20 protein-coding genes and 2 pseudogenes are annotated in these 17,127 nt (G+C 62.5%); 17 read left to right on the forward strand and 5 right to left on the reverse strand.

Annotation, left to right across the window (positions count from 1 at the left end; genetic code table 11):
- The first annotated feature begins 160 nt into the window (after positions 1-160).
- The 3 genes from E4Q08_RS12550 to radA are packed head-to-tail and all read left to right on the forward strand — an operon-like array spanning position 161 to position 3,554.
- Positions 161-1,063, forward strand: a complete 903-nt coding sequence (locus E4Q08_RS12550; RefSeq protein ID WP_034918562.1) for a LysR family transcriptional regulator — start codon at positions 161-163, stop codon at positions 1,061-1,063.
- Positions 1,063-2,169 carry an alanine racemase gene (gene alr / locus E4Q08_RS12555; protein ID WP_169070625.1) on the forward strand — a complete coding sequence of 369 codons (1,107 nt, stop codon included), beginning with the start codon at positions 1,063-1,065 and terminating at the stop codon, positions 2,167-2,169. The genes E4Q08_RS12550 and alr overlap by 1 nt, the downstream gene beginning before the upstream one ends.
- A 2-nt stretch (positions 2,170-2,171) precedes the next feature.
- Positions 2,172-3,554 carry a DNA repair protein RadA gene (gene radA, locus E4Q08_RS12560; protein WP_034918560.1) on the forward strand — a complete coding sequence of 461 codons (1,383 nt, stop codon included), beginning with the start codon at positions 2,172-2,174 and terminating at the stop codon, positions 3,552-3,554.
- An 83-nt stretch (positions 3,555-3,637) separates the two neighbouring features.
- Here radA and E4Q08_RS12565 read toward each other — a convergent pair whose 3' ends face one another.
- Positions 3,638-4,282: a protein-L-isoaspartate(D-aspartate) O-methyltransferase gene (locus E4Q08_RS12565; RefSeq protein ID WP_248594885.1), complete on the reverse strand. Its 645-nt coding sequence runs from the start codon at positions 4,280-4,282 to the stop codon at positions 3,638-3,640.
- A 377-nt stretch (positions 4,283-4,659) separates the two neighbouring features.
- On the opposite strand from E4Q08_RS12565, the gene E4Q08_RS12570 reads away from it, so the two are divergent.
- Positions 4,660-5,547, forward strand: a complete 888-nt coding sequence (locus E4Q08_RS12570) for a DMT family transporter (RefSeq protein WP_034918558.1) — start codon at positions 4,660-4,662, stop codon at positions 5,545-5,547.
- Here the strand turns inward: E4Q08_RS12570 and E4Q08_RS12575 are convergent.
- Positions 5,544-6,365, reverse strand: a complete 822-nt coding sequence (locus tag E4Q08_RS12575; protein WP_034918555.1) for an alpha/beta fold hydrolase — start codon at positions 6,363-6,365, stop codon at positions 5,544-5,546. The genes E4Q08_RS12570 and E4Q08_RS12575 overlap by 4 nt on opposite strands.
- A 35-nt stretch (positions 6,366-6,400) precedes the next feature.
- Positions 6,401-6,715 (reverse strand): DUF465 domain-containing protein, encoded by a 315-nt coding sequence (locus E4Q08_RS12580; RefSeq protein WP_308240129.1) that lies wholly within the window; start codon positions 6,713-6,715, stop codon positions 6,401-6,403.
- Between the two features lie 215 nt (positions 6,716-6,930).
- On the opposite strand from E4Q08_RS12580, the gene E4Q08_RS12585 reads away from it, so the two are divergent.
- The 4 genes from E4Q08_RS12585 to E4Q08_RS12600 all read left to right on the forward strand — a co-directional run bounded on the left by E4Q08_RS12585 (position 6,931) and on the right by E4Q08_RS12600 (position 10,368).
- The gene (locus E4Q08_RS12585; RefSeq protein ID WP_169070627.1) at positions 6,931-7,251 is read left to right on the forward strand and encodes a hypothetical protein; all 321 of its coding nucleotides are present in this window, start codon (positions 6,931-6,933) and stop codon (positions 7,249-7,251) included.
- Complete coding sequence (gene greB, locus E4Q08_RS12590; protein ID WP_034911051.1) at positions 7,223-7,759, forward strand: transcription elongation factor GreB; 537 nt, start codon at positions 7,223-7,225, stop codon at positions 7,757-7,759. Before E4Q08_RS12585 ends, greB begins: the two co-directional genes overlap by 29 nt.
- 183 nt (positions 7,760-7,942) lie before the next feature.
- Positions 7,943-9,862, forward strand: a complete 1,920-nt coding sequence (gene htpG / locus E4Q08_RS12595; protein WP_169070628.1) for a molecular chaperone HtpG — start codon at positions 7,943-7,945, stop codon at positions 9,860-9,862.
- A 20-nt stretch (positions 9,863-9,882) separates the two neighbouring features.
- Positions 9,883-10,368, forward strand: coding sequence for a DNA-deoxyinosine glycosylase (locus E4Q08_RS12600; RefSeq protein ID WP_169070644.1), 486 nt, complete (start codon positions 9,883-9,885; stop codon positions 10,366-10,368).
- An 87-nt stretch (positions 10,369-10,455) separates the two neighbouring features.
- Here the strand turns inward: E4Q08_RS12600 and E4Q08_RS12605 are convergent, their stop codons facing one another.
- Positions 10,456-11,331, reverse strand: a complete 876-nt coding sequence (locus E4Q08_RS12605; protein WP_169070629.1) for an HDOD domain-containing protein — start codon at positions 11,329-11,331, stop codon at positions 10,456-10,458.
- Between the two features lie 128 nt (positions 11,332-11,459).
- Between E4Q08_RS12605 and E4Q08_RS12610 the strand changes: the two genes are divergently transcribed.
- The 9 genes and pseudogenes from E4Q08_RS12610 to E4Q08_RS12645 all read left to right on the forward strand — a co-directional run bounded on the left by E4Q08_RS12610 (position 11,460) and on the right by E4Q08_RS12645 (position 16,766).
- Positions 11,460-11,696 carry a hypothetical protein gene (locus E4Q08_RS12610; RefSeq protein ID WP_169070630.1) on the forward strand — a complete coding sequence of 79 codons (237 nt, stop codon included), beginning with the start codon at positions 11,460-11,462 and terminating at the stop codon, positions 11,694-11,696.
- 29 nt (positions 11,697-11,725) lie between these two features.
- Entirely contained in the window at positions 11,726-12,109 is a 384-nt protein-coding gene (locus tag E4Q08_RS24790) for a Fic family protein (protein WP_248594876.1), read from the forward strand.
- A gap of 44 nt (positions 12,110-12,153) precedes the next feature.
- Entirely contained in the window at positions 12,154-12,972 is an 819-nt protein-coding gene (locus E4Q08_RS12615) for a Fic family protein (protein WP_308240131.1), read from the forward strand.
- Positions 12,953-13,330, forward strand: coding sequence for a type IV toxin-antitoxin system AbiEi family antitoxin domain-containing protein (locus E4Q08_RS26145; RefSeq protein WP_372703662.1), 378 nt, complete (start codon positions 12,953-12,955; stop codon positions 13,328-13,330). Before E4Q08_RS12615 ends, E4Q08_RS26145 begins: the two co-directional genes overlap by 20 nt.
- A gap of 105 nt (positions 13,331-13,435) precedes the next feature.
- A pseudogene (locus E4Q08_RS24795) lies at positions 13,436-13,600 on the forward strand (arsenosugar biosynthesis radical SAM (seleno)protein ArsS); the annotation flags it as partial.
- 55 nt (positions 13,601-13,655) lie between these two features.
- Positions 13,656-13,970 (forward strand): annotated as a pseudogene (locus tag E4Q08_RS12630) (methyltransferase domain-containing protein); the annotation flags it as partial.
- A gap of 114 nt (positions 13,971-14,084) precedes the next feature.
- Complete coding sequence (locus tag E4Q08_RS12635; RefSeq protein ID WP_169070632.1) at positions 14,085-14,351, forward strand: HvfC/BufC family peptide modification chaperone; 267 nt, start codon at positions 14,085-14,087, stop codon at positions 14,349-14,351.
- On the forward strand, positions 14,338-16,497 hold the full coding sequence (locus E4Q08_RS12640) for a dihydrolipoyl dehydrogenase family protein (protein ID WP_169070633.1): 2,160 nt from the start codon (positions 14,338-14,340) through the stop codon (positions 16,495-16,497). Before E4Q08_RS12635 ends, E4Q08_RS12640 begins: the two co-directional genes overlap by 14 nt.
- A gap of 110 nt (positions 16,498-16,607) precedes the next feature.
- Entirely contained in the window at positions 16,608-16,766 is a 159-nt protein-coding gene (locus tag E4Q08_RS12645; RefSeq protein WP_169070634.1) for a DUF4124 domain-containing protein, read from the forward strand.
- Here the strand turns inward: E4Q08_RS12645 and E4Q08_RS24060 are convergent.
- Positions 16,763-17,127 (reverse strand): DUF6399 domain-containing protein (locus tag E4Q08_RS24060; RefSeq protein ID WP_248594878.1); only part of this gene is annotated, 365 nt, incomplete at its 5' end. The genes E4Q08_RS12645 and E4Q08_RS24060 overlap by 4 nt on opposite strands.

A 17,127-nucleotide genomic window follows, 5' to 3' on the forward strand; every position in this document is an offset into this window, starting at 1 on the left:
GATGATGCCCCTGTGATTAGGTGTTGGCCTTATACCATGAAAGACGCCAACTTGTTAGCACCGCTGGCAGCCAGCAGCGAGGAATTCGGCGGCCACAACGCTGGCCCGCCGGGCAGTTTTGTGTTTGAATCTGGTTTAAGGGAAAAAGGAGAGATGGCCGGTGGCAGATCGTCGATTACAGGTATTTCACGCGGTGGCCAGACACCTTTCCTTTACCAAGGCTGGCGAGACGCTGTACATGACGCAACCGGCCGTGACCTTTCAGATCAAGCAACTCGAGGAACACTTCAACACCCGTCTCTTCGAGCGCGGCGGCGGGCGAATCTCGCTGACGCCGGCCGGAGAACTGGTGCTCGACTACGCGGAGCGCATCCTTGGAATGTCCAAGGAACTCGACGTGCGCGTCGCCGAGATGACGGGGCAGATGAGCGGCAACCTGCTGGTCGGGGCGAGCACGACGATTGCCGAGTTCATGCTGCCACCGATCCTTGGCGAATTCAACGTCCGTTATCCGCTGGTGCGCGCGCGGCTGACCGTCGCCAACTCGGAATCGATCAGCAACGCCATCGCCGCCCACACCCTCGACATCGGCCTGATCGAATCACAAACCAATCATGCCAGCCTGCAGTGCGAAGTCTGTGGCGATGATGAACTGCAGGTGGTGTGCACGCCCAATCATCCCCTCTCCAGGCGTAGCGATGTCGATGCGCGCAGCCTGCTGGGGTACGACTACATCGCGCGTGAACCGGGTTCGGGCACCCGCGAAGTCACCGACGACTATTTTCGGGCTTGTGGCGTCGATCCCGAGAAACTCAGGATGCTGATGGAGTTGTCGAGTCCGGAATCCTTGAAGGGCGTGGTGGCGACCGGTCTGGGCTACTCGATCGTGTCGCGGGCGAGTTTCGAGAAGGAACGGCAGCTGGGAACGCTCGTCGCCGTTCCGTTGCGGCCGCGACTGAAGCGTACCTTGTCACTGGTCTACCCGAAAGAGCGCTTCCGTTCCAGGGTGGTCCTCACCTTCGTCGACTTCGCCAGGAACAAGCTGCGCGAGCTGTCTGCCTGATGCCGCGCCCGATTGAAGCCCGCATCGATCTGGCGGCGCTGCGTCACAACTACCTGGTGGCGAAAAGGCACGCCGGTTCGGCCAGGGCCTGGGCGGTGGTCAAGGCCAATGCCTACGGGCATGGCCTGCTGCGTGCGGCGGCAGCGCTCGGCGAGGTTGCCGACGGTTTCGCCCTGCTCGACCTCGATGAAGCGATCATCCTGCGCGAGGCCGGTATCCGTCAGCCGATTCTCCTGCTCGAAGGTTTCTTCACGGCGGCCGATCTGGAAATCTGTGCGACGTATGGGCTGAGCGTGGTCATTCATCGCCTCGAACAGTTGCAGATGCTGCGCCACGCCGCCCTGCCGGTCCCCCTGCCGATCTACCTCAAGCTCGACAGCGGCATGCATCGCCTCGGCCTCTCCGGCGGGCAGATTCCGGCCGCGCGCCGCGAACTGACGGCGCTGGCTGCGGCGGCGGCTCCTGCCCCTGCCCCAGTGACCTTGATGACGCACTTTGCCGAAGCCGACGCGGTCGGCGGTGAGCGCTGCATCAACTGGCAGCTCGAACGCTTTGCCCAGATGCTCGCCGATTGGCCGGAAGCCGCAAGCCTGCCGGTCTCGGTCGCCAACTCGGCCGCCATCCTGCGTTACCCCCAGACCGCGTATGCCTGGGTACGGCCCGGGATCATGCTCTATGGCGGCAGCCCGTTCGCCGATCAGGAGGCCGCCAACCTCGACCTCAAGCCAGTGATGACGCTGCACAGCCGGATTCTGGCGGTGCAGGAAATCGGCGTCGGCGAGCGCGTCGGTTACGGCGGCACCTTTGTCGCGCAGCGGCCGACGCGCGTCGGCGTCGTCGCCTGCGGTTACGCCGACGGTTATCCACGCCATGCGCCCAGCGGCACGCCGATTCTCGTTGCCGGTCAGCAGACGCAGACGCTCGGTCGAGTGTCGATGGACATGCTCGCCTGCGATCTGACCGATCTGCCGGGCACCGGAGTCGGCAGCCCGGTGGTCCTCTGGGGCGAGGGTCTGCCGGCCGATGCGGTGGCGGCGGCTGCACAGACCATCAGCTACGAGCTGTTCTGTGCACTGGCACGGCGCGTCCCTGTGGTCGAAATCTGAGCATGGCGCGGCCGGGGAACCCTCCCAAAACCGTTTTCACCTGCAGCGAGTGCGGCGCCAGCACCGGCAAGTGGCAAGGACAGTGCCCCGCTTGCGGGGTCTGGAATACGCTGCTCGAGACGATTGCCGAAACGCCGGCGGCTACCGGCAGCCAGCGGCGTTTTGCCGCCCTCGGCGGCACCGCTGGACTGCAGACGCTTTCCGAGATCGAAACGCGCGAAGCGGACCGGCTGCCGACCGGCATCGACGAGTTCGATCGGGCGCTCGGAGGCGGGCTGGTCAGCGGGGGCGTCGTGCTGATCGGCGGCGATCCGGGAATCGGCAAGAGCACGCTGTTGTTGCAGGCGCTGGCGGCCCTGTCGGCGACACAGCAGGTGCTCTATGTCAGCGGCGAGGAGTCCGGCCAGCAGGTGGCGATGCGCGCGCGGCGGCTGGCGCTCGACACCGGCAAACTGAAACTGCTGGCGGAAATCCATCTGGAGAAGATCCTCGCCACGCTGCAGTCTGCGCAGCCGCAGGTGGCGGTGATCGATTCGATCCAGACGCTGTGGTCGGAGCAGCTCAGTTCGGCACCGGGATCGGTCGCGCAGGTGCGCGAATGCGCGGCGCAGCTCACCCGCCTGGCCAAACAGACCGGCATCACGGTGATTCTGGTCGGCCACGTCACCAAAGAGGGCGCGCTGGCCGGGCCGCGCGTCCTCGAACACATCGTGGATACCGTCCTCTATTTCGAGGGGGACACGCACTCGAGCTTCCGCCTGATCCGGGCGGTCAAGAACCGCTATGGGGCGGTCAACGAAATCGGCGTCTTTGCCATGACCGACCGTGGACTGAAGGGGGTGAGCAATCCTTCGGCGATTTTTCTGTCACCACACGGCAGCGATGTTCCCGGCTCCTGCGTGCTGGTCACCCAGGAAGGCACGCGACCGCTGCTGGTCGAGATTCAGGCGCTGGTCGATCAGGCGCACGGCAACCCGCGCCGCCTGACGGTCGGGCTGGACGCGCAGCGACTGGCGATGCTGCTGGCGGTCCTGCACCGCCACGCCGGCATCGTCTGCTTCGATCAGGACGTTTTCGTCAATGCCGTCGGCGGCGTCAAGATCGGCGAACCCGCGGCCGACCTCGCGGTGCTGCTGGCGATCGTCTCGTCGCTGCAAAACCGCGCCTTGCCGGCCAAACTCGTGGTCTTTGGAGAAGTGGGCCTGGCCGGCGAAATCCGCCCGGCGCCGCGTGGCCAGGAGCGCCTCCGGGAGGCCGCCAAACTCGGCTTCACGCGCGCGCTGATTCCCGAAGCCAACCAGTCGAGGCAGGCGATCGGCGGCATCGAAGTGATCGCCGTGCGACGCGTCGAGGAAGCGGTCGGGCGGCTGCGCGAGCTCGAATGAGGGGTGCTCGACGCCGTCGTGGGGAGTTCTACGGCGATAACCAGTTGCAGCACTCCGGAGCGACAGAATGTCGATGACGATGACTAGCGGCGGCTGGCGGTGCCGGTCATCGGTACGAAGCGCACTGGCAGGATGGCTTCGCGCTGCAGCGTCTTTCCCCGTTTCCGCAGCAGATACAGGTTCTGATCATCGAGTTCTCCGACTGGAATGACCATGCGGCCGCCCTCCCTGAGCTGGTCGATCAGCGGCTTCGGCACGTGATCGGGGGCGCAGGTGACGATGATCGCGTCGAAAGGCGCTGCCTCCGGCCAGCCCAGGTAACCATCGCCGTGCCGCACGCTGACATTGCCGTAGCCAAGTCTGGCCAGATCGGCCTGCGCCCGGACGGCCAGCGGCTCGACGATTTCGATGCTGTACACGGCGCGTACCAGACCCGCCAGGATTGCCGCCTGGTAACCCGAGCCGGTACCGATCTCCAGCACCCGGTCGTTTGCTTGTGGTTCCAGCTTCTCGGTCATGAAGGCAACCACGTAGGGCTGCGAGATGGTCTGGGCATAGCCGATCGGCAGTGGCCGGTCGTCGTAGGCGTAGTGCCTGAGGTTTGCCGGAACGAACTCATGCCGTGGCACTGTGGCCATCGCCTGGAGCACCGCGGGATTGCTGATGCCGCGCGTGCTGGCGCTCAACTGCTCTGCGACCATGCGCGTTCGCGCACGGTTGTAGTCCATGTCGTCAGTTCCGGCAGCGTTGGTGGCGAAGAGCAGCGCGGACAAGAGTGTCCGCCACGGCGCAGCGAAACGTCGCCGCTGCTGTGGCGATTGCCAAGGGGTCGCTGCCAGGTTCGGTGCAGGTGGATGCGTATTTTCGGACATCACGATCTCCCAAGAACGGTACTGGCGGCGCAGGACGATCCGCAGCGGGCTGCAAGACTTACCCTGCACTCGGCGCTTACGAGCCGGTGATTGCGGCCTGCCGCCTGATCTGAGTATAGGTTCTCGGCAAGGCTTATGTCATCATGCATCTTCCGCAGTACCGGCAGGCTTCGCGGACTGTCCGGATTCTTTCACCCGCGCTGCCACGGCGGCAATGTTTCCGAGTTCCCTTGATGGTTCCAGCTGTTCCTGGCACAGGCACGCGCCTTGGCGGTTTCGTCTGCATCGTCGCTTCGGCGGCAGGTTTCGGAGCCATGCCGATCTTCGCCAAGCTGGCTTACGCCGAGAGTGTCGATTTGCCAAGCATGTTGTTCCTGCGTTTCGCGCTGGCCGGTCTGATGATGGCCGTGCTGATGCGCGTACGCGGTATGGTGTGGCCGCGCGGCCGCAATCTGCTGCTGCTGGTGGCGATGGGCGGGGTCGGCTACGTCGCTCAGTCGTTCTGCTACTTCGCCGCCCTGCAGTATGCGACGGCCGGACTGACGGCGCTGCTGCTTTACCTCTATCCGGCGATCGTCACCGTACTGTCGGCGCTGCTGGCGCGGCGGCGGCTGTCGCTGCTGCGCCTGTTGGCAGTGGCGGCGGCGCTGTTCGGTACCGGTCTCGCCGTCGGCGGCAGCCTCGCCGGCAGTGTTTTCGGCATTCTGCTCGGGATCGGGGCGGCGTTGATCTACTCGGTCTATATCCTGGTCGGCGAGCGCGTCACGCCGCTGGTCGGGGCGATGCCGTCGGCAACGGTGATCATGCTCGCGGCGGCGGCGGTGTACGGGCTGATCGTGCTGTCGCGCGGCGCGGCTTTCCCGGCATCGCCGGTGGCCTGGGCGGCCGTCGGCGGCATCGCGCTGTTCTCGACGGTGGTGGCGATGATCACCTTCTTTGCCGGCATGGCGCGGCTGGGTGCAGCCGATGCGGCGACGCTGTCGACGCTCGAACCGGTGGTCACGGTGATCCTGGCAGCGATCTTTCTTGGCGAGGCGATCGGCAGTTGGCAGATCGCCGGTGGTGCGATCATCCTCGCCGCGGTCGTCGTGCTGGCGCGCTCGGGTGCCGAGAAGCGTTAGCGGCTGGCGTCCGCCGGGCGGGCGAGGAAGCTCAGGAGCTGCTCGACGACCGCTTGCGGCTGTTCGTTCATCATGGCGTGCCCGCAGTCGGGAATCTCGGCGCGCAGCACCTGACGCAGAGCCGATTGCAGCGCTGGCAGGTTGCGGCGTGGCGTCATGCGGTCGCGGCGCGCGACCAGCAACAGCGTCGGGCAAGCGACCTCGGCAGCGGCTTCGAGGCCGCGCGCATAATGGTTGCAGTTGGCGAGGTCGATCGCCAGCGTGCCCGGCGGGCTGCGGCGCATGATCGCCAGCGTCACGCCGGGTCCCCAGATGCCGTGACCGGTGCCGCCGGTGAGTTGGAACTGCTGGGTCAGAGAATACTCGTTCATCATTCGAAGGACGCGGTCGGGATGGGCTACGGCACGGCTGAGCAAGGCCTCGGCGACCGGCATCGGTGCCGACGTACCGAGCAGCGCCAGCCGGTGCACGCGTTGCGGATGGCGCGCGGCACACTCGAGAGCAATCAGCGAGCCCATCGAGTGCCCGACCAGAATGGCCTGTTCGACAGCGGCGGCATCGAGCAGCCGCGGCAGCCAGTCGGCGAGAGCCTCGATGCTGCGCAAGGGTGGTCCGCTGGAGAGGCCGTGCCCTGGCAGGTCGGGAACCAGGACGGCGCAGCCGGCAGTGGCCAGAGCGCCGGCGACCTGCAGCCAGGCGTCGCGATCATTGGCGGCACCGTGGATCAGCAGCAGCGGTGGCCAGCGCGAGTTCGCCGGGTCGAAAGGTCTGCCGCCAGTGCCCAGGCGGCAGCGGTGGCCGGCGACAGTCAGTTCCATGCGGCCTTGTCCGTCATGCTTGACGGATCGTCTGATCAGGCCCGGTCTTCCGGCTCGATCAGGTGCTCGAGAAGGGTGATGCGATCCTTGAGCAGCAACTTGCGTTTCTTGAGCCGCCGGATCAGGAGGTCGTCGGGTGGCGGGTTCTGCATCAGGTGATCGATCACCTGATTGAGATCGTGATGTTCGATCTGCAGTTCATGCAGGGTGGCACGGTTTTCGGTGATCTGTTCTTCGGTCAGCATGATCGGCGATATCCCCAGTTTTTGTGAATCGGACGAGCCGGGCAAGGTCTGCAGCGCCCCGCGGGCGAGCATGCCAGGAACGACGGTGAGCAAGGTACTGCGCATCCGCCAGGCGATCACGGCTGCGGGTAAGGTGGCGACGATGCAGCGGCAGCTCAGGAGCTATGGTAGGCGCGCCCAGGACAAAAAACAACGGCGACGCGATGATTGTCGCCATCAATAAACTCGCTGCGCGCGTTCGGGACTTGCAGCATGGGGCGCTTTTGCGAATAGAATAGAGGATGCAATTGTAACCTTGAGACACCCCCGAGAGGAGGCAGATGGTTTACCACATTATCGTTTCGTTTGGGCGGGAGAGGCAGTACGAGTTCAAGTTCTCCCATACCGAACTTGCCGTCGGTTCTCCCGAAGAAGCACGCCGCTGGTTTGACAAGGAGTTCGCCGATCTCGAATGCGAACCCAGCAATCCAATGGGAAAAGTGTTGATTATCGACAAGATTCTTAATGTCGCCCGCTACGGCGGCGAGCAGCGCTTCATCGACGGCAAGGACTGGGCGACTCGTTTTGCCCGCTACACGGCGCTCGCCCTGGGGCGCGATACCGTGCGCATCGATGTTGCCGCTTTCAATATCGGCTACTGATCCCGCACTGCAGTTGCCGGAAGGAACTCGCAACTACATCACCCCGGGCGGGCACGCACGCATCCGCGCGGAACTCGAGCAGTTGTTGCGCGTCGAGCGCCCGCAGGTCGTGTCCGTGGTGCAATGGGCTGCAGCAAACGGCGACCGCTCCGAAAACGCCGACTACATTTATGGCAAGCGGCGGCTGCGCGAGATCGATCGACGCATCCGCTTTCTGACCAAACGCCTCGATCTCGCCGAAATTGTCGATCCGCTGATGCGTGCGCATACCGAGCAGGTCTTCTTTGGCGCAACGGTGACTATCTGCGACCAGCAGGGGCTTGAAAGCACCTACCAGATCGTCGGCGTCGACGAAACCGACTTCGCACGCGGACGCATCAGTTGGGTGTCGCCACTGGCACGTGCGCTGCTCAAATCTCGGGCAGGTGATACGGTACGTTTTCAGAGCCCCGCCGGCTTGCGCGAGGTCGAAGTACTCCACGTCGAGTATCTGAGCATCGAAAGTTGAAGTGTTCGGGATCGATTGCCTGCGCATCGATGCCTAACCGACGCAGCCAGCGAGAACGATCGCACCGTTGCCAGGGCTTGAAATGGCAAGGTCCGTCCCCATTTGCTGATGCATTGCGCGTGCCTGCTGCTGCTGCCGCCGCATCTCTTCCGCTTTTGATCCACATTTTTCACGGAGTCTCACATGGGTGCACAGAAGGAAACTCTCGGTTTTCAGGCAGAAGTCAAACAACTGCTGAATTTGATGATTCATTCGTTGTACAGCAACAAGGAGATCTTTCTGCGCGAGTTGATCTCCAACGCTTCCGACGCCTGCGACAGGCTGCGCTTCGAGGCCTTGAACAATGCCGGCCTTTACGGTGACGACAGCGATCTGAAGATCCGCGTCGCCTTCGACAAGGCGGCGCGGACGCTCAGCATCTCCGACAACGGCATCGGCCTGTCGCGCGAAGAAGCGGTAGAGCACCTCGGAACAATCGCCAAATCGGGAACCCGCGAGTTCTTTTCGGCGCTGACCGGCGACCAGGCCAAGGACGCGCATCTGATCGGCCAGTTCGGCGTCGGTTTCTATTCGTCGTATATCGTCGCCGACAAGGTGACGGTGGTATCCCGCCGTGCCGGCCTCGAGGCCAATCAGGCGATCCGTTGGGAATCGTCGGGAGAAGGCGATTTCACGATCGAGGTGATCGAGCGGGCGCAGCGCGGCACTGAAGTGACCCTGCACCTGCGTGAAGGCGAGGACGAGTTTCTGTCGAACTGGAAAGTGCGCGAGATCATCCGCAAGTATTCCGACCACATCACCTTGCCGATCGTGATGAAGAAGGAGGAATGGAACGAGGAGAAGAAGGCCCAGGTCGTCACCGACGAAGACGAAACGGTGAACCAGGCTTCGGCCTTGTGGACTCGCCCCAAGTCGGAGATCAGCGACGAGCAGTACAAGGAGTTCTACAAGCATGTTGCGCATGATTTCGAAGATCCGCTGGCGCATGTGCACGCCCGTGTCGAAGGCAAGCAGGAATATACGCAACTCCTGTACATCCCGTCGCGAGCCCCCTTCGATCTCTTCGAACGTACCGCCCGCCACGGCATCAAGCTCTATGTGCGTCGCGTCTTCATCATGGACGACGCCGAGCAACTGATGCCGGTATACCTGCGTTTCGTGCGCGGGATCGTCGATTCCAACGACCTGCCGCTCAACGTCTCGCGTGAAATCCTGCAGCAGTCACGCGACATCGAGAGCATTCGTGGCGGCTGCGTGAAGAAGGTGCTCGGCCTGCTCGAAAGCCTTGCCGACAGCGAAGAACTCGCCGACAAGGAAAAATACGCAAACTTCTGGAAGGAATTCGGCCGCGTGCTCAAGGAAGGCGTCGGCGAGGATTTCACCAATAAGGATCGCATCGCCAAACTGCTGCGCTTTGCCTCGACGCACACCGATACGCCGGAAGAAAATGTCTCGCTCGCCGACTACGTGTCGCGGATGAAGGATGGCCAGGAGAAAATCTACTACGTCACTGCGGAAACCTTCACCGCCGCCAGGCATAGCCCGCACCTCGAGATTTTCCGCAAGAAGGGCATCGAAGTGCTGCTGCTCTCCGACCGTGTCGATGAATGGGTCACCGGTCATCTCACCGAGTTCGACGGCAAGCCGCTGCAATCGGTGGCCAAGGGCGGGCTCGATCTCGGCAAGCTTGAAGATGTGGCCGAGAAGGAAGAGGCCGAGAAGGCTGCCGACGAGTTCAAGGAACTGCTCGGGAAAATCAAGACCACCCTGGGCGACAAGGTGAAGGACGTTCGTGTCACGTATCGCCTGACCGATTCGCCTTCGTGCCTGGTTGCCGATCAGTACGACCTCGGCGGCAATCTGCAGCGCATCCTCAAGGCTGCCGGCCAGCAGGCACCGGCGAGCAAGCCGATCCTGGAAATCAACCCGAAGCACCCGGCGGTACAGCGTCTCAAGTATGAAGAGACCCGCTTCGACGACTGGGCCAATCTGCTGCTTGAACAGGCAACGCTGGCTGAAGGCGGCTCGCTCGAGGATCCGGCGGGCTTCGTCAAGCGCATCAACGACCTGATGCTGGCCCTCTCGCTGGGCAGCGGCCGTTGATCACCGGCGGCGGACCGCCGCTGCTGCACGGTCTGCCGCCGATTCTCGATGCCGGCGTGAGGACGCTGATTCTCGGCAGTTTTCCTTCACCGGCCTCACTGGCGGCAGCGCAATACTATGCGCACCGCCAGAACCAGTTCTGGCGCTTGCTCGGCGCGCTGCTCGGCGAGCCACTGCCCGAACTCGATTACGCGGACAGGCAACGGCGTCTACTCAAGAATGGCATCGGTGTCTGGGATGTGTATCGCCAGTGCCTGCGCCAGGGTGCGCTCGACGCAGCGATCCAGTCGCCGGTGCTCAACGATTTTTCGCGACTGCGTAGCGAAGTGCCGGCTTTGCTGCGCGTCTGCTTCAACGGCCAGACCGCCGGCAGATCTGCTGGCTGGTTTCAGCAGCATGGCTACGAAACCCGGATCCTGCCTTCGACCAGCCCGGCGTATACCCTGGCTTTTGAACGCAAGCTGGCAGCTTGGCGGGCAGCGCTGCCGGGAGACCAAGGGCCATGACCTTGCCCTCCCCTGCCGTCTATTGGAGCCTTGGCCGGTCCCGCCCGGTTGCTCGCTTCTCGGCGAGAGTGGATGTCCGAGGTTCGGCTACGCGAATACGAGCTGCATTTCCTGGGCATCGGATTCGATTTCCGGCAGGATTCCAGCAAAGATCTGGCGGACGACTTCGAATCCGCCACCATCGGGGTCGAACGTCTGATGGAGCCATTCAACATGAGTGCCGGCGAGAATATTGCCGATATATACAATATCTGGCAATGTCAGTACCGTTTCCGGCACCAGCCACGGCTGGTCGTGATCCATGGTGGCGTCGACGATTTCCCCGGGCATACCAAGAGCGCTGAGCAGCGTGACCCCGATGCTTTCATGCCACTGCGCGATAAGGTGCTTGACGGACTCCGGGCTGGCACGCAACTTGGAGTACCGGGCTGCGCGGTTAAGCAAGTAGAAGGCCCCGAGGTCGTGGACCAGGCCGGCCAGCAGAGCCTCATCCTGGTTGATCCGAGTTTGGTTGCGGGCCAGAATGCGAGCACCCGCAGCGGTTTTGAGGGAATGCTCCCAGAGGGCGAGAGCGAGGTCGTTGAAGACCAGGATTTCCTTGGAACGTATGAACTGGCGCATGGCGATGGCCAGTGCCGTGGTGCGTACCACATCGACGCCCAGACGGCTGATGGCCGCCTTGAGATCCAGGGCCGGCGCGTGATGGGCTCTGTAAAGGGATGAATTGGCCAACTGCATCAGCTTGGTGGCAACCAAGGGTTCGCCGCCGACGATGTTGCTGATTCGTGAAATGGGCAGGTCCGGATTCTGCAATGCCTGGCGCAGGCGGAAGGCTGCTTCAAAGCAAGTGGGGAAGGCAAAGTCACCCGCCAGTTCTCGGGTGAGATCCTGGATCATCTGGAAGCCTTTGGCATTCAGTGCTTCTCCAACCGTATCGGCGCCCGGTTTTCGGCTTGCATTCATGAAGTGGTCGGATATGAGGGTTTGTATGGTGCCAGGAAGGGACTCGAACAACAACACTATCTAATTGTTTACGAACACATTACCGACATAATGATCTGACGATCCCTGCCAATTCTACCCCTATGGGAATGATGCTGCCCTATGTCCGCACCCATTCTAGCCGAAAAGATCGATCAGTCAGACGTGCGCCGGCCGGGCAGCAGGAACTTGACGCGCGGCTTTCTGACGAGGCGCACCACTGCTACCGGCAAAAGCCGAAGGACGCCGATGCGGAAGACCTGAAAGGCGACGACCGGAAAGAGGCCGAATGCGACATTTCCGGAGACATATTTGTTTTAACATGGGTGTATCCTGAGGAAAAATAAAGATAGTTTGCAATAGAACCCCGGACATCATGCACGACAAAATATTGCTCAAAGACTGTTCAGACATTTCTCGCCGGATGGACACCGACCGCTTCGGGCCCTTCGTCTTCCAGCCTGGATGCACGCTGTCGGCTGTCGATCTGGCGCTCCAGCGCGTTGAAGACGCGCACGCACGCTTCGTCGCGTCCCTCCTGTCGCAGGTGGTGAACCGATTGGAGCAGGAGGTCATGGTCAGCAGCGTGTTCGGCACCAACACCATCGAAGGCGGCACGCTAACCGAGGAAGAGACCGCCAGTGCCCTGATCCTCGATCTTCGCCAGGTGCAAGCGGTCGAGCAACAACGCGCACTCAATATCAAGGCAGCCTACGACCTGTCGCAGGCCGCCGCAAAAAACCCCCTGGCTGGTCGCTGACGACAGAATTCATCGTCGACCTGCATCGACTGATCACCGCGGATATCCCGCACGAAGACAATCGCCCCGGCCTGATCCGCGACAACCCGAAAACCCGTTTCACCTATGTCGGTGACGCCGCGCATGGCGGCCGCTACAAGCCGCCGCAATACGGCAAGGACATCGAGCGTCTGCTCTCTGCACTGATCGCCTGGCATGGCGAGCTCGAAGCGGCCGGTGTTCCAGCACTGATCCGCGCGCCCCTCGTGCATCTCTACTACGAACAGATTCATCCTTTCTGGGACGGCAATGGCCGCGTCGGTCGCGTCATCGAAGCCACCTTGCTGCAGGCCGCCGGTTACCGCTACGCCCCCTTCGCCCTGGCGCGCTACTACCTGCAGAATATCGACGCCTACTTCACCCTCTTCAACACTTGCCGCAAGGCCGCCGAGAAAGGGCGAGATGCCCCCAATCAAGCTTTTGTCGACTTTCACCTCGAAGGGATGCGCCAGACCATCAATACGCTGCATGATCGCGTCAATCGACTGGTCAGCATGCTGCTCTACGAGAGCAAGATCCGCCGCGCTCTCGACGATAAGCAGATCAACGCCCGGCAATACACCATTCTTTCCATCCTCCTTGATCGCGGGCGACCACTGCCACTCGACGAAGTGCGGCACGCGCCCTGGTACACCAGCCTCTATCTGAAGCTCAACGACAAGACGCGACAGCGTGATCTGCACCGCCTGCGGGAACTGGAACTGGCTTTCCTCGATACCGAAAATGCACTGTGGCCGGGCTTCGTCGTCCCCAGGAACATCAAGCCGCCAGGCAAGCCGGAACAGGAGAGGGTGTCTCTTGGCGGTGTTCCTTCAGGGTCTTGAGTTCGTCCTGCAGGTGTTCGATGTCGTCGTGGGCAGCAGCTATTTTGGCGACAACGGCCTCGACTTTCGCTGGCTCAATTGTTTCGTCGAGGGGGAGCGTGCCGAATTGGGCGAGCCTGCGGCTGAGCTTGCTGGTCAGCGAGCGCCTGTTGGATCTCTTGATCGCCCCTGCGATCTGGCACCGCTTGGAATTCCCCGGGTTTCCCTGACCCGGGCCGTCCGCCGCGGCCTGCTGGAGCGAATCGGGCATGGGCTCTACGGCTTACCCAGGCGCGACGTCTCGGCCCACGGATCGCTGGCAGGACGGGCAGCAACTGGCGGCCGTGGTCGGCTACTGGTTCGCCTGGTATGCATTTAATCCCGCCACCGAGGTATTTCGCGCCGGCGAAGCATCCAAACCCCGCTGACAGCCTGACTCGGACTGGCGGAAACCGTCGATTTCCGGGAGACTGTAAGAATTCATGAAGACCTGGCCGATCTTCTCGCTGCCAACGTCGTCGAAATCGTCGCCTCGCTGCCCTGCTACCTGGAAGAGAACGTCGACCAACAGCGCGGCGACGGCATCTTCGAAGCCGGCCTGGCCGGTTTGCGCCGGCTCAATGCGCCTGGCTATGGTCTGCCGGGCAGCAGCTGCGGCGATGCGCTCGACTCACATTCGCCCCAGGAGGAAACATGCATCCGACTGCGAGGATTACGGCCAAGCGGTCGTCTATCGCGGCAGCATTCCGCAGCACGCCCAGGCCTTCGTCCTCGACAAGCACCATCGCATCGAAATGGGGCGCGTGTTTCCAGTCTGCGGCAACACCTGGCGCATGCTCAAGGAAAGCCGGCTGGCGCCGCATTTCGATTTCATCGGCGACTTTTCGCACCATTACGGCCTGTTCGAGGGTTGCAGCAAGGCGCTGCCTTTCAACACAAATGCGGGCGCCAATGCGGGCACGAACGCTGCCAACAGCGCTGGTACCGGCAGCAGCGACGAAAGCTGCGGCTGCTGCTAGACGATCCGGGCGATCGAAATCATCCTGGTCGGCATCGCCCTGTTCCTCGCCTTCGACAACGGCGCCAAGCAGTTCGTCATGCCCTGGACTGGGTCGGGCCGATGCCGACCCTGATTGATCGACGCGCTGGCCGACAGTTTTTCGGTCACGCAGGAACCGGTCGGCGGGCAATTCTTCCGCGCCATGACGCGCCAGTTCGTGCGTGCAAATCCGCCGCGTTCACCGGTTTGTCATGGGTCGCGTTTTCAAACGCGGACCTTCCACGTCGGGAACGAGTCGCGACTTTGTAAGTTATTGGCCAACTGCACGACCAATAGGCAAGACCGAAGAGACATCATGTTTGGCGAACCATTTCAGGGAGAACCTCTTGTCATTGCGTAAACTGCTTGTCGTTGTCGCCGTTGCCGTGTTTGTGGCGCTTTATATTGGATTGGATCTGGGGCGTTACTTCAGCCTCGATGCGCTGAAGGCCCAGCAGGTGGCGCTTGATGCCTATCGCCAGGCCCATCCCTGGCTGACCGCCGGCATGTACTTCGTCGCCTACGTCGCGGTGACCGCGCTGTCCCTGCCCGGCGCGGCGATCATGACCCTGGCCGGCGGCGCCGTGTTCGGCTTGCTGTGGGGCACGCTGCTGGTGTCCTTCGCTTCCAGCCTCGGCGCGACCCTGGCCTTCCTCGCCTCGCGTTTCCTGCTGCGCGACTGGGTGCAGAACCGTTTCGGCGAGCGCCTGCGCGCGATCAACGAAGGCGTCGGCAAGGAGGGCGGCTTCTATCTGTTCACCCTGCGCCTGGTGCCGGTGTTTCCCTTCTTCATGATCAACCTGCTGATGGGCCTCACGCCCATGCGCGCCGCCACCTTCTACTGGGTCAGCCAGCTCGGCATGCTGGCCGGCACGCTGGTGTACGTCAATGCCGGCACCCAGTTGGCCGGCATTTCCAGCCTCTCCGGCATCCTCTCGCCGGGCCTGATCGCCTCGTTTGCCCTGCTCGGCATCTTTCCGCTGATCGCCAAGAAGATCGTCGATACCGTCAAGGCGCGCAAGGTCTATGCGCGCTGGACGAAGCCGGCGAAGTTTGATCGCAACCTCATCGTCATCGGCGGCGGCAGCGCCGGCCTGGTCACGGCCTATATCGCGGCGGCGGTGAAGGCGAAAGTGACGCTGATCGAGAAGCACAAGCTGGGCGGCGACTGCCTCAACACGGGTTGCGTGCCTTCGAAAGCGCTGATCCGTTCGGCGAAGTTTCTGTCGCACACGCGGCGCGCAGCGGAATTCGGTTGCCGTAGCGCCAGCGCCGACTTTTCGTTTGCCGAGGTGATGGAGCGCGTGCAGCGCGTCGTGCGCGACATCGAGCCGCACGATTCCGTCGAACGCTACACCGGGCTGGGCGTCGACGTGATCGAAGGCAACGCGAAGATCGTTTCGCCTTGGGAAGTCGAAGTCACGCGCCACAACGGCGCCAGCGAGCGCATGAGCACGCGCGGCATCGTCATCGCGGCCGGCGCGCGGCCTTTCGTGCCGCCCATCCCCGGCATCGAGGAGGTCGGCTACCTGACCTCGGACAGCGTCTGGAATCTGCGCGAACTGCCCAAACGTCTGCTGGTACTCGGTGGCGGTCCGATCGGCTGCGAGCTGACACAGGCCTTCGCCCGCTTCGGTTCGCAAGTGTCGCAGGTCGAAATGCTGCCGCGCCTGATGATCCGCGAAGACCCCGAGGTCTCGGAGCTCGTCGCCGCACGCTTCTGCCGGGAGGGCGTCGATGTGCTGCTCAACCACAAGGCCAAGCAGTTTCTTATCGAAAACGGCGAGAAGATTCTGGTCGCCGAACACCAGGATGGCAACAGCAGCCGCGAAGTACGCATCTCATTCGATGCCGTGCTGGTCGCCGTCGGTCGCGTCGCCAACCTCAAAGGCTACGGGCTGGAAGAGATCGGTGTCGCCACGACGCGCACGGTCGACACCAACGAATTCCTGCAGACCAGTTACCCCAACATATACGCCGCCGGCGACGTCGCCGGCCCCTACCAGTTCACCCACACCGCCGCGCACCAGGCCTGGTATGCGGCGGTCAATGCCCTGTTCGATCCCTTCAAGAAATTCAAGGCCGACTACTCGGTGATTCCCTGGGCGACCTTCGTCGAGCCCGAAGTGGCGCGCGTCGGCCTGAACGAGACGGAGGCGAAGGAGAAGGGCATCGACTATGAGGTCAGCCGCTACGACATCGACGACCTCGACCGGGCGATCTCCGACAGCGAGGCGCATGGCTTTATCAAGGTGCTGACCGTGCCGGGCAAGGATCGCATTCTCGGCGTCACCATCGTCGGCGAGCACGCCGGCGACTTGATCGCCGAGTACGTGCTGGCGATGAAGAACGGCATCGGCCTGAACAAGATCCTCGGCACCATCCACATCTACCCGACCATGGCCGAGGCCAACAAGTATGTGGCCGGAGTCTGGAAGAAGGCGCATGCGCCGCAAGCCTTGCTGGCATGGGTGGCGCGCTTCCATGCTTGGCAGCGGGGAGGATGAACATGAAATTACGCACGCTGCTGCTCGGCCTGTTTCTTGTCGCATCGGCCACGCTCGTCCGGGCACAGAGCAGTGCTATGATTCCGTTGTAATTACCGGAGGATAAAGCCATGCCTACGCTACGTCTCGTCATTCTAAGCGCTGCCCTGCTGACGGCTTCGCTCGCCGTTGCCCAGACCACTTATCGCTGGGTCGACAAGGACACGGGTCAAACCATCTTTTCCGACCAGCCGCCTCCGCCTGGTGCCAAACATGGGCTTCCCACTTAAGCCGGGACAATCTCTAACTTCAATGGGTTATGCACAACCCGGTGGCGGGACTTCCTCGGTAAGGGAAGTTCCCCCATCTGGTTGAGCAGCCAATCGAAAAGATCAGGGAAAGAGGTGCTAAACAGACGTTCGGCTGCGATAGTGCCGTCACTACGTCTCACCCCATAGTTGTGGATAACCGTTAGCGCAGCCAGGCGGCATTTCGTCAGACCTCGCCCGTTATGATACAACTGGGACAAGCGGCCATTGCGCCCTTCGACGGCGGAGGAGCTGCGATGGAACTGTCGCACCATCCATTCCCCCCATTCTAGCCAGCGCTGCAACTCACTCTCGGAGAATCCCGAATGGAACGGGTCTGCTT

The organism is Candidatus Accumulibacter contiguus, from assembly GCF_012940005.1.
Taxonomy (GTDB): domain Bacteria; phylum Pseudomonadota; class Gammaproteobacteria; order Burkholderiales; family Rhodocyclaceae; genus Accumulibacter; species Accumulibacter contiguus.

Coding starts and splice junctions, on each gene's coding strand:
- alr (WP_169070625.1), top strand. CDS start 1,063: ATGCCGCGCCCGATTGAAGCCCGCATCGATCTGGCGGCGCTGCGTCAC.
- radA (WP_034918560.1), top strand. CDS start 2,172: ATGGCGCGGCCGGGGAACCCTCCCAAAACCGTTTTCACCTGCAGCGAG.
- E4Q08_RS12565 (WP_248594885.1), bottom strand. CDS start 4,282: ATGGACTACAACCGTGCGCGAACGCGCATGGTCGCAGAGCAGTTGAGC.
- E4Q08_RS12570 (WP_034918558.1), top strand. CDS start 4,660: ATGGTTCCAGCTGTTCCTGGCACAGGCACGCGCCTTGGCGGTTTCGTC.
- E4Q08_RS12575 (WP_034918555.1), bottom strand. CDS start 6,365: ATGGAACTGACTGTCGCCGGCCACCGCTGCCGCCTGGGCACTGGCGGC.
- E4Q08_RS12580 (WP_308240129.1), bottom strand. CDS start 6,715: ATGCGCAGTACCTTGCTCACCGTCGTTCCTGGCATGCTCGCCCGCGGG.
- E4Q08_RS12585 (WP_169070627.1), top strand. CDS start 6,931: ATGGTTTACCACATTATCGTTTCGTTTGGGCGGGAGAGGCAGTACGAG.
- greB (WP_034911051.1), top strand. CDS start 7,223: ATGTTGCCGCTTTCAATATCGGCTACTGATCCCGCACTGCAGTTGCCG.
- htpG (WP_169070628.1), top strand. CDS start 7,943: ATGGGTGCACAGAAGGAAACTCTCGGTTTTCAGGCAGAAGTCAAACAA.
- E4Q08_RS12605 (WP_169070629.1), bottom strand. CDS start 11,331: ATGAATGCAAGCCGAAAACCGGGCGCCGATACGGTTGGAGAAGCACTG.
- E4Q08_RS12610 (WP_169070630.1), top strand. CDS start 11,460: ATGATGCTGCCCTATGTCCGCACCCATTCTAGCCGAAAAGATCGATCA.
- E4Q08_RS24790 (WP_248594876.1), top strand. CDS start 11,726: ATGCACGACAAAATATTGCTCAAAGACTGTTCAGACATTTCTCGCCGG.
- E4Q08_RS12645 (WP_169070634.1), top strand. CDS start 16,608: ATGCCTACGCTACGTCTCGTCATTCTAAGCGCTGCCCTGCTGACGGCT.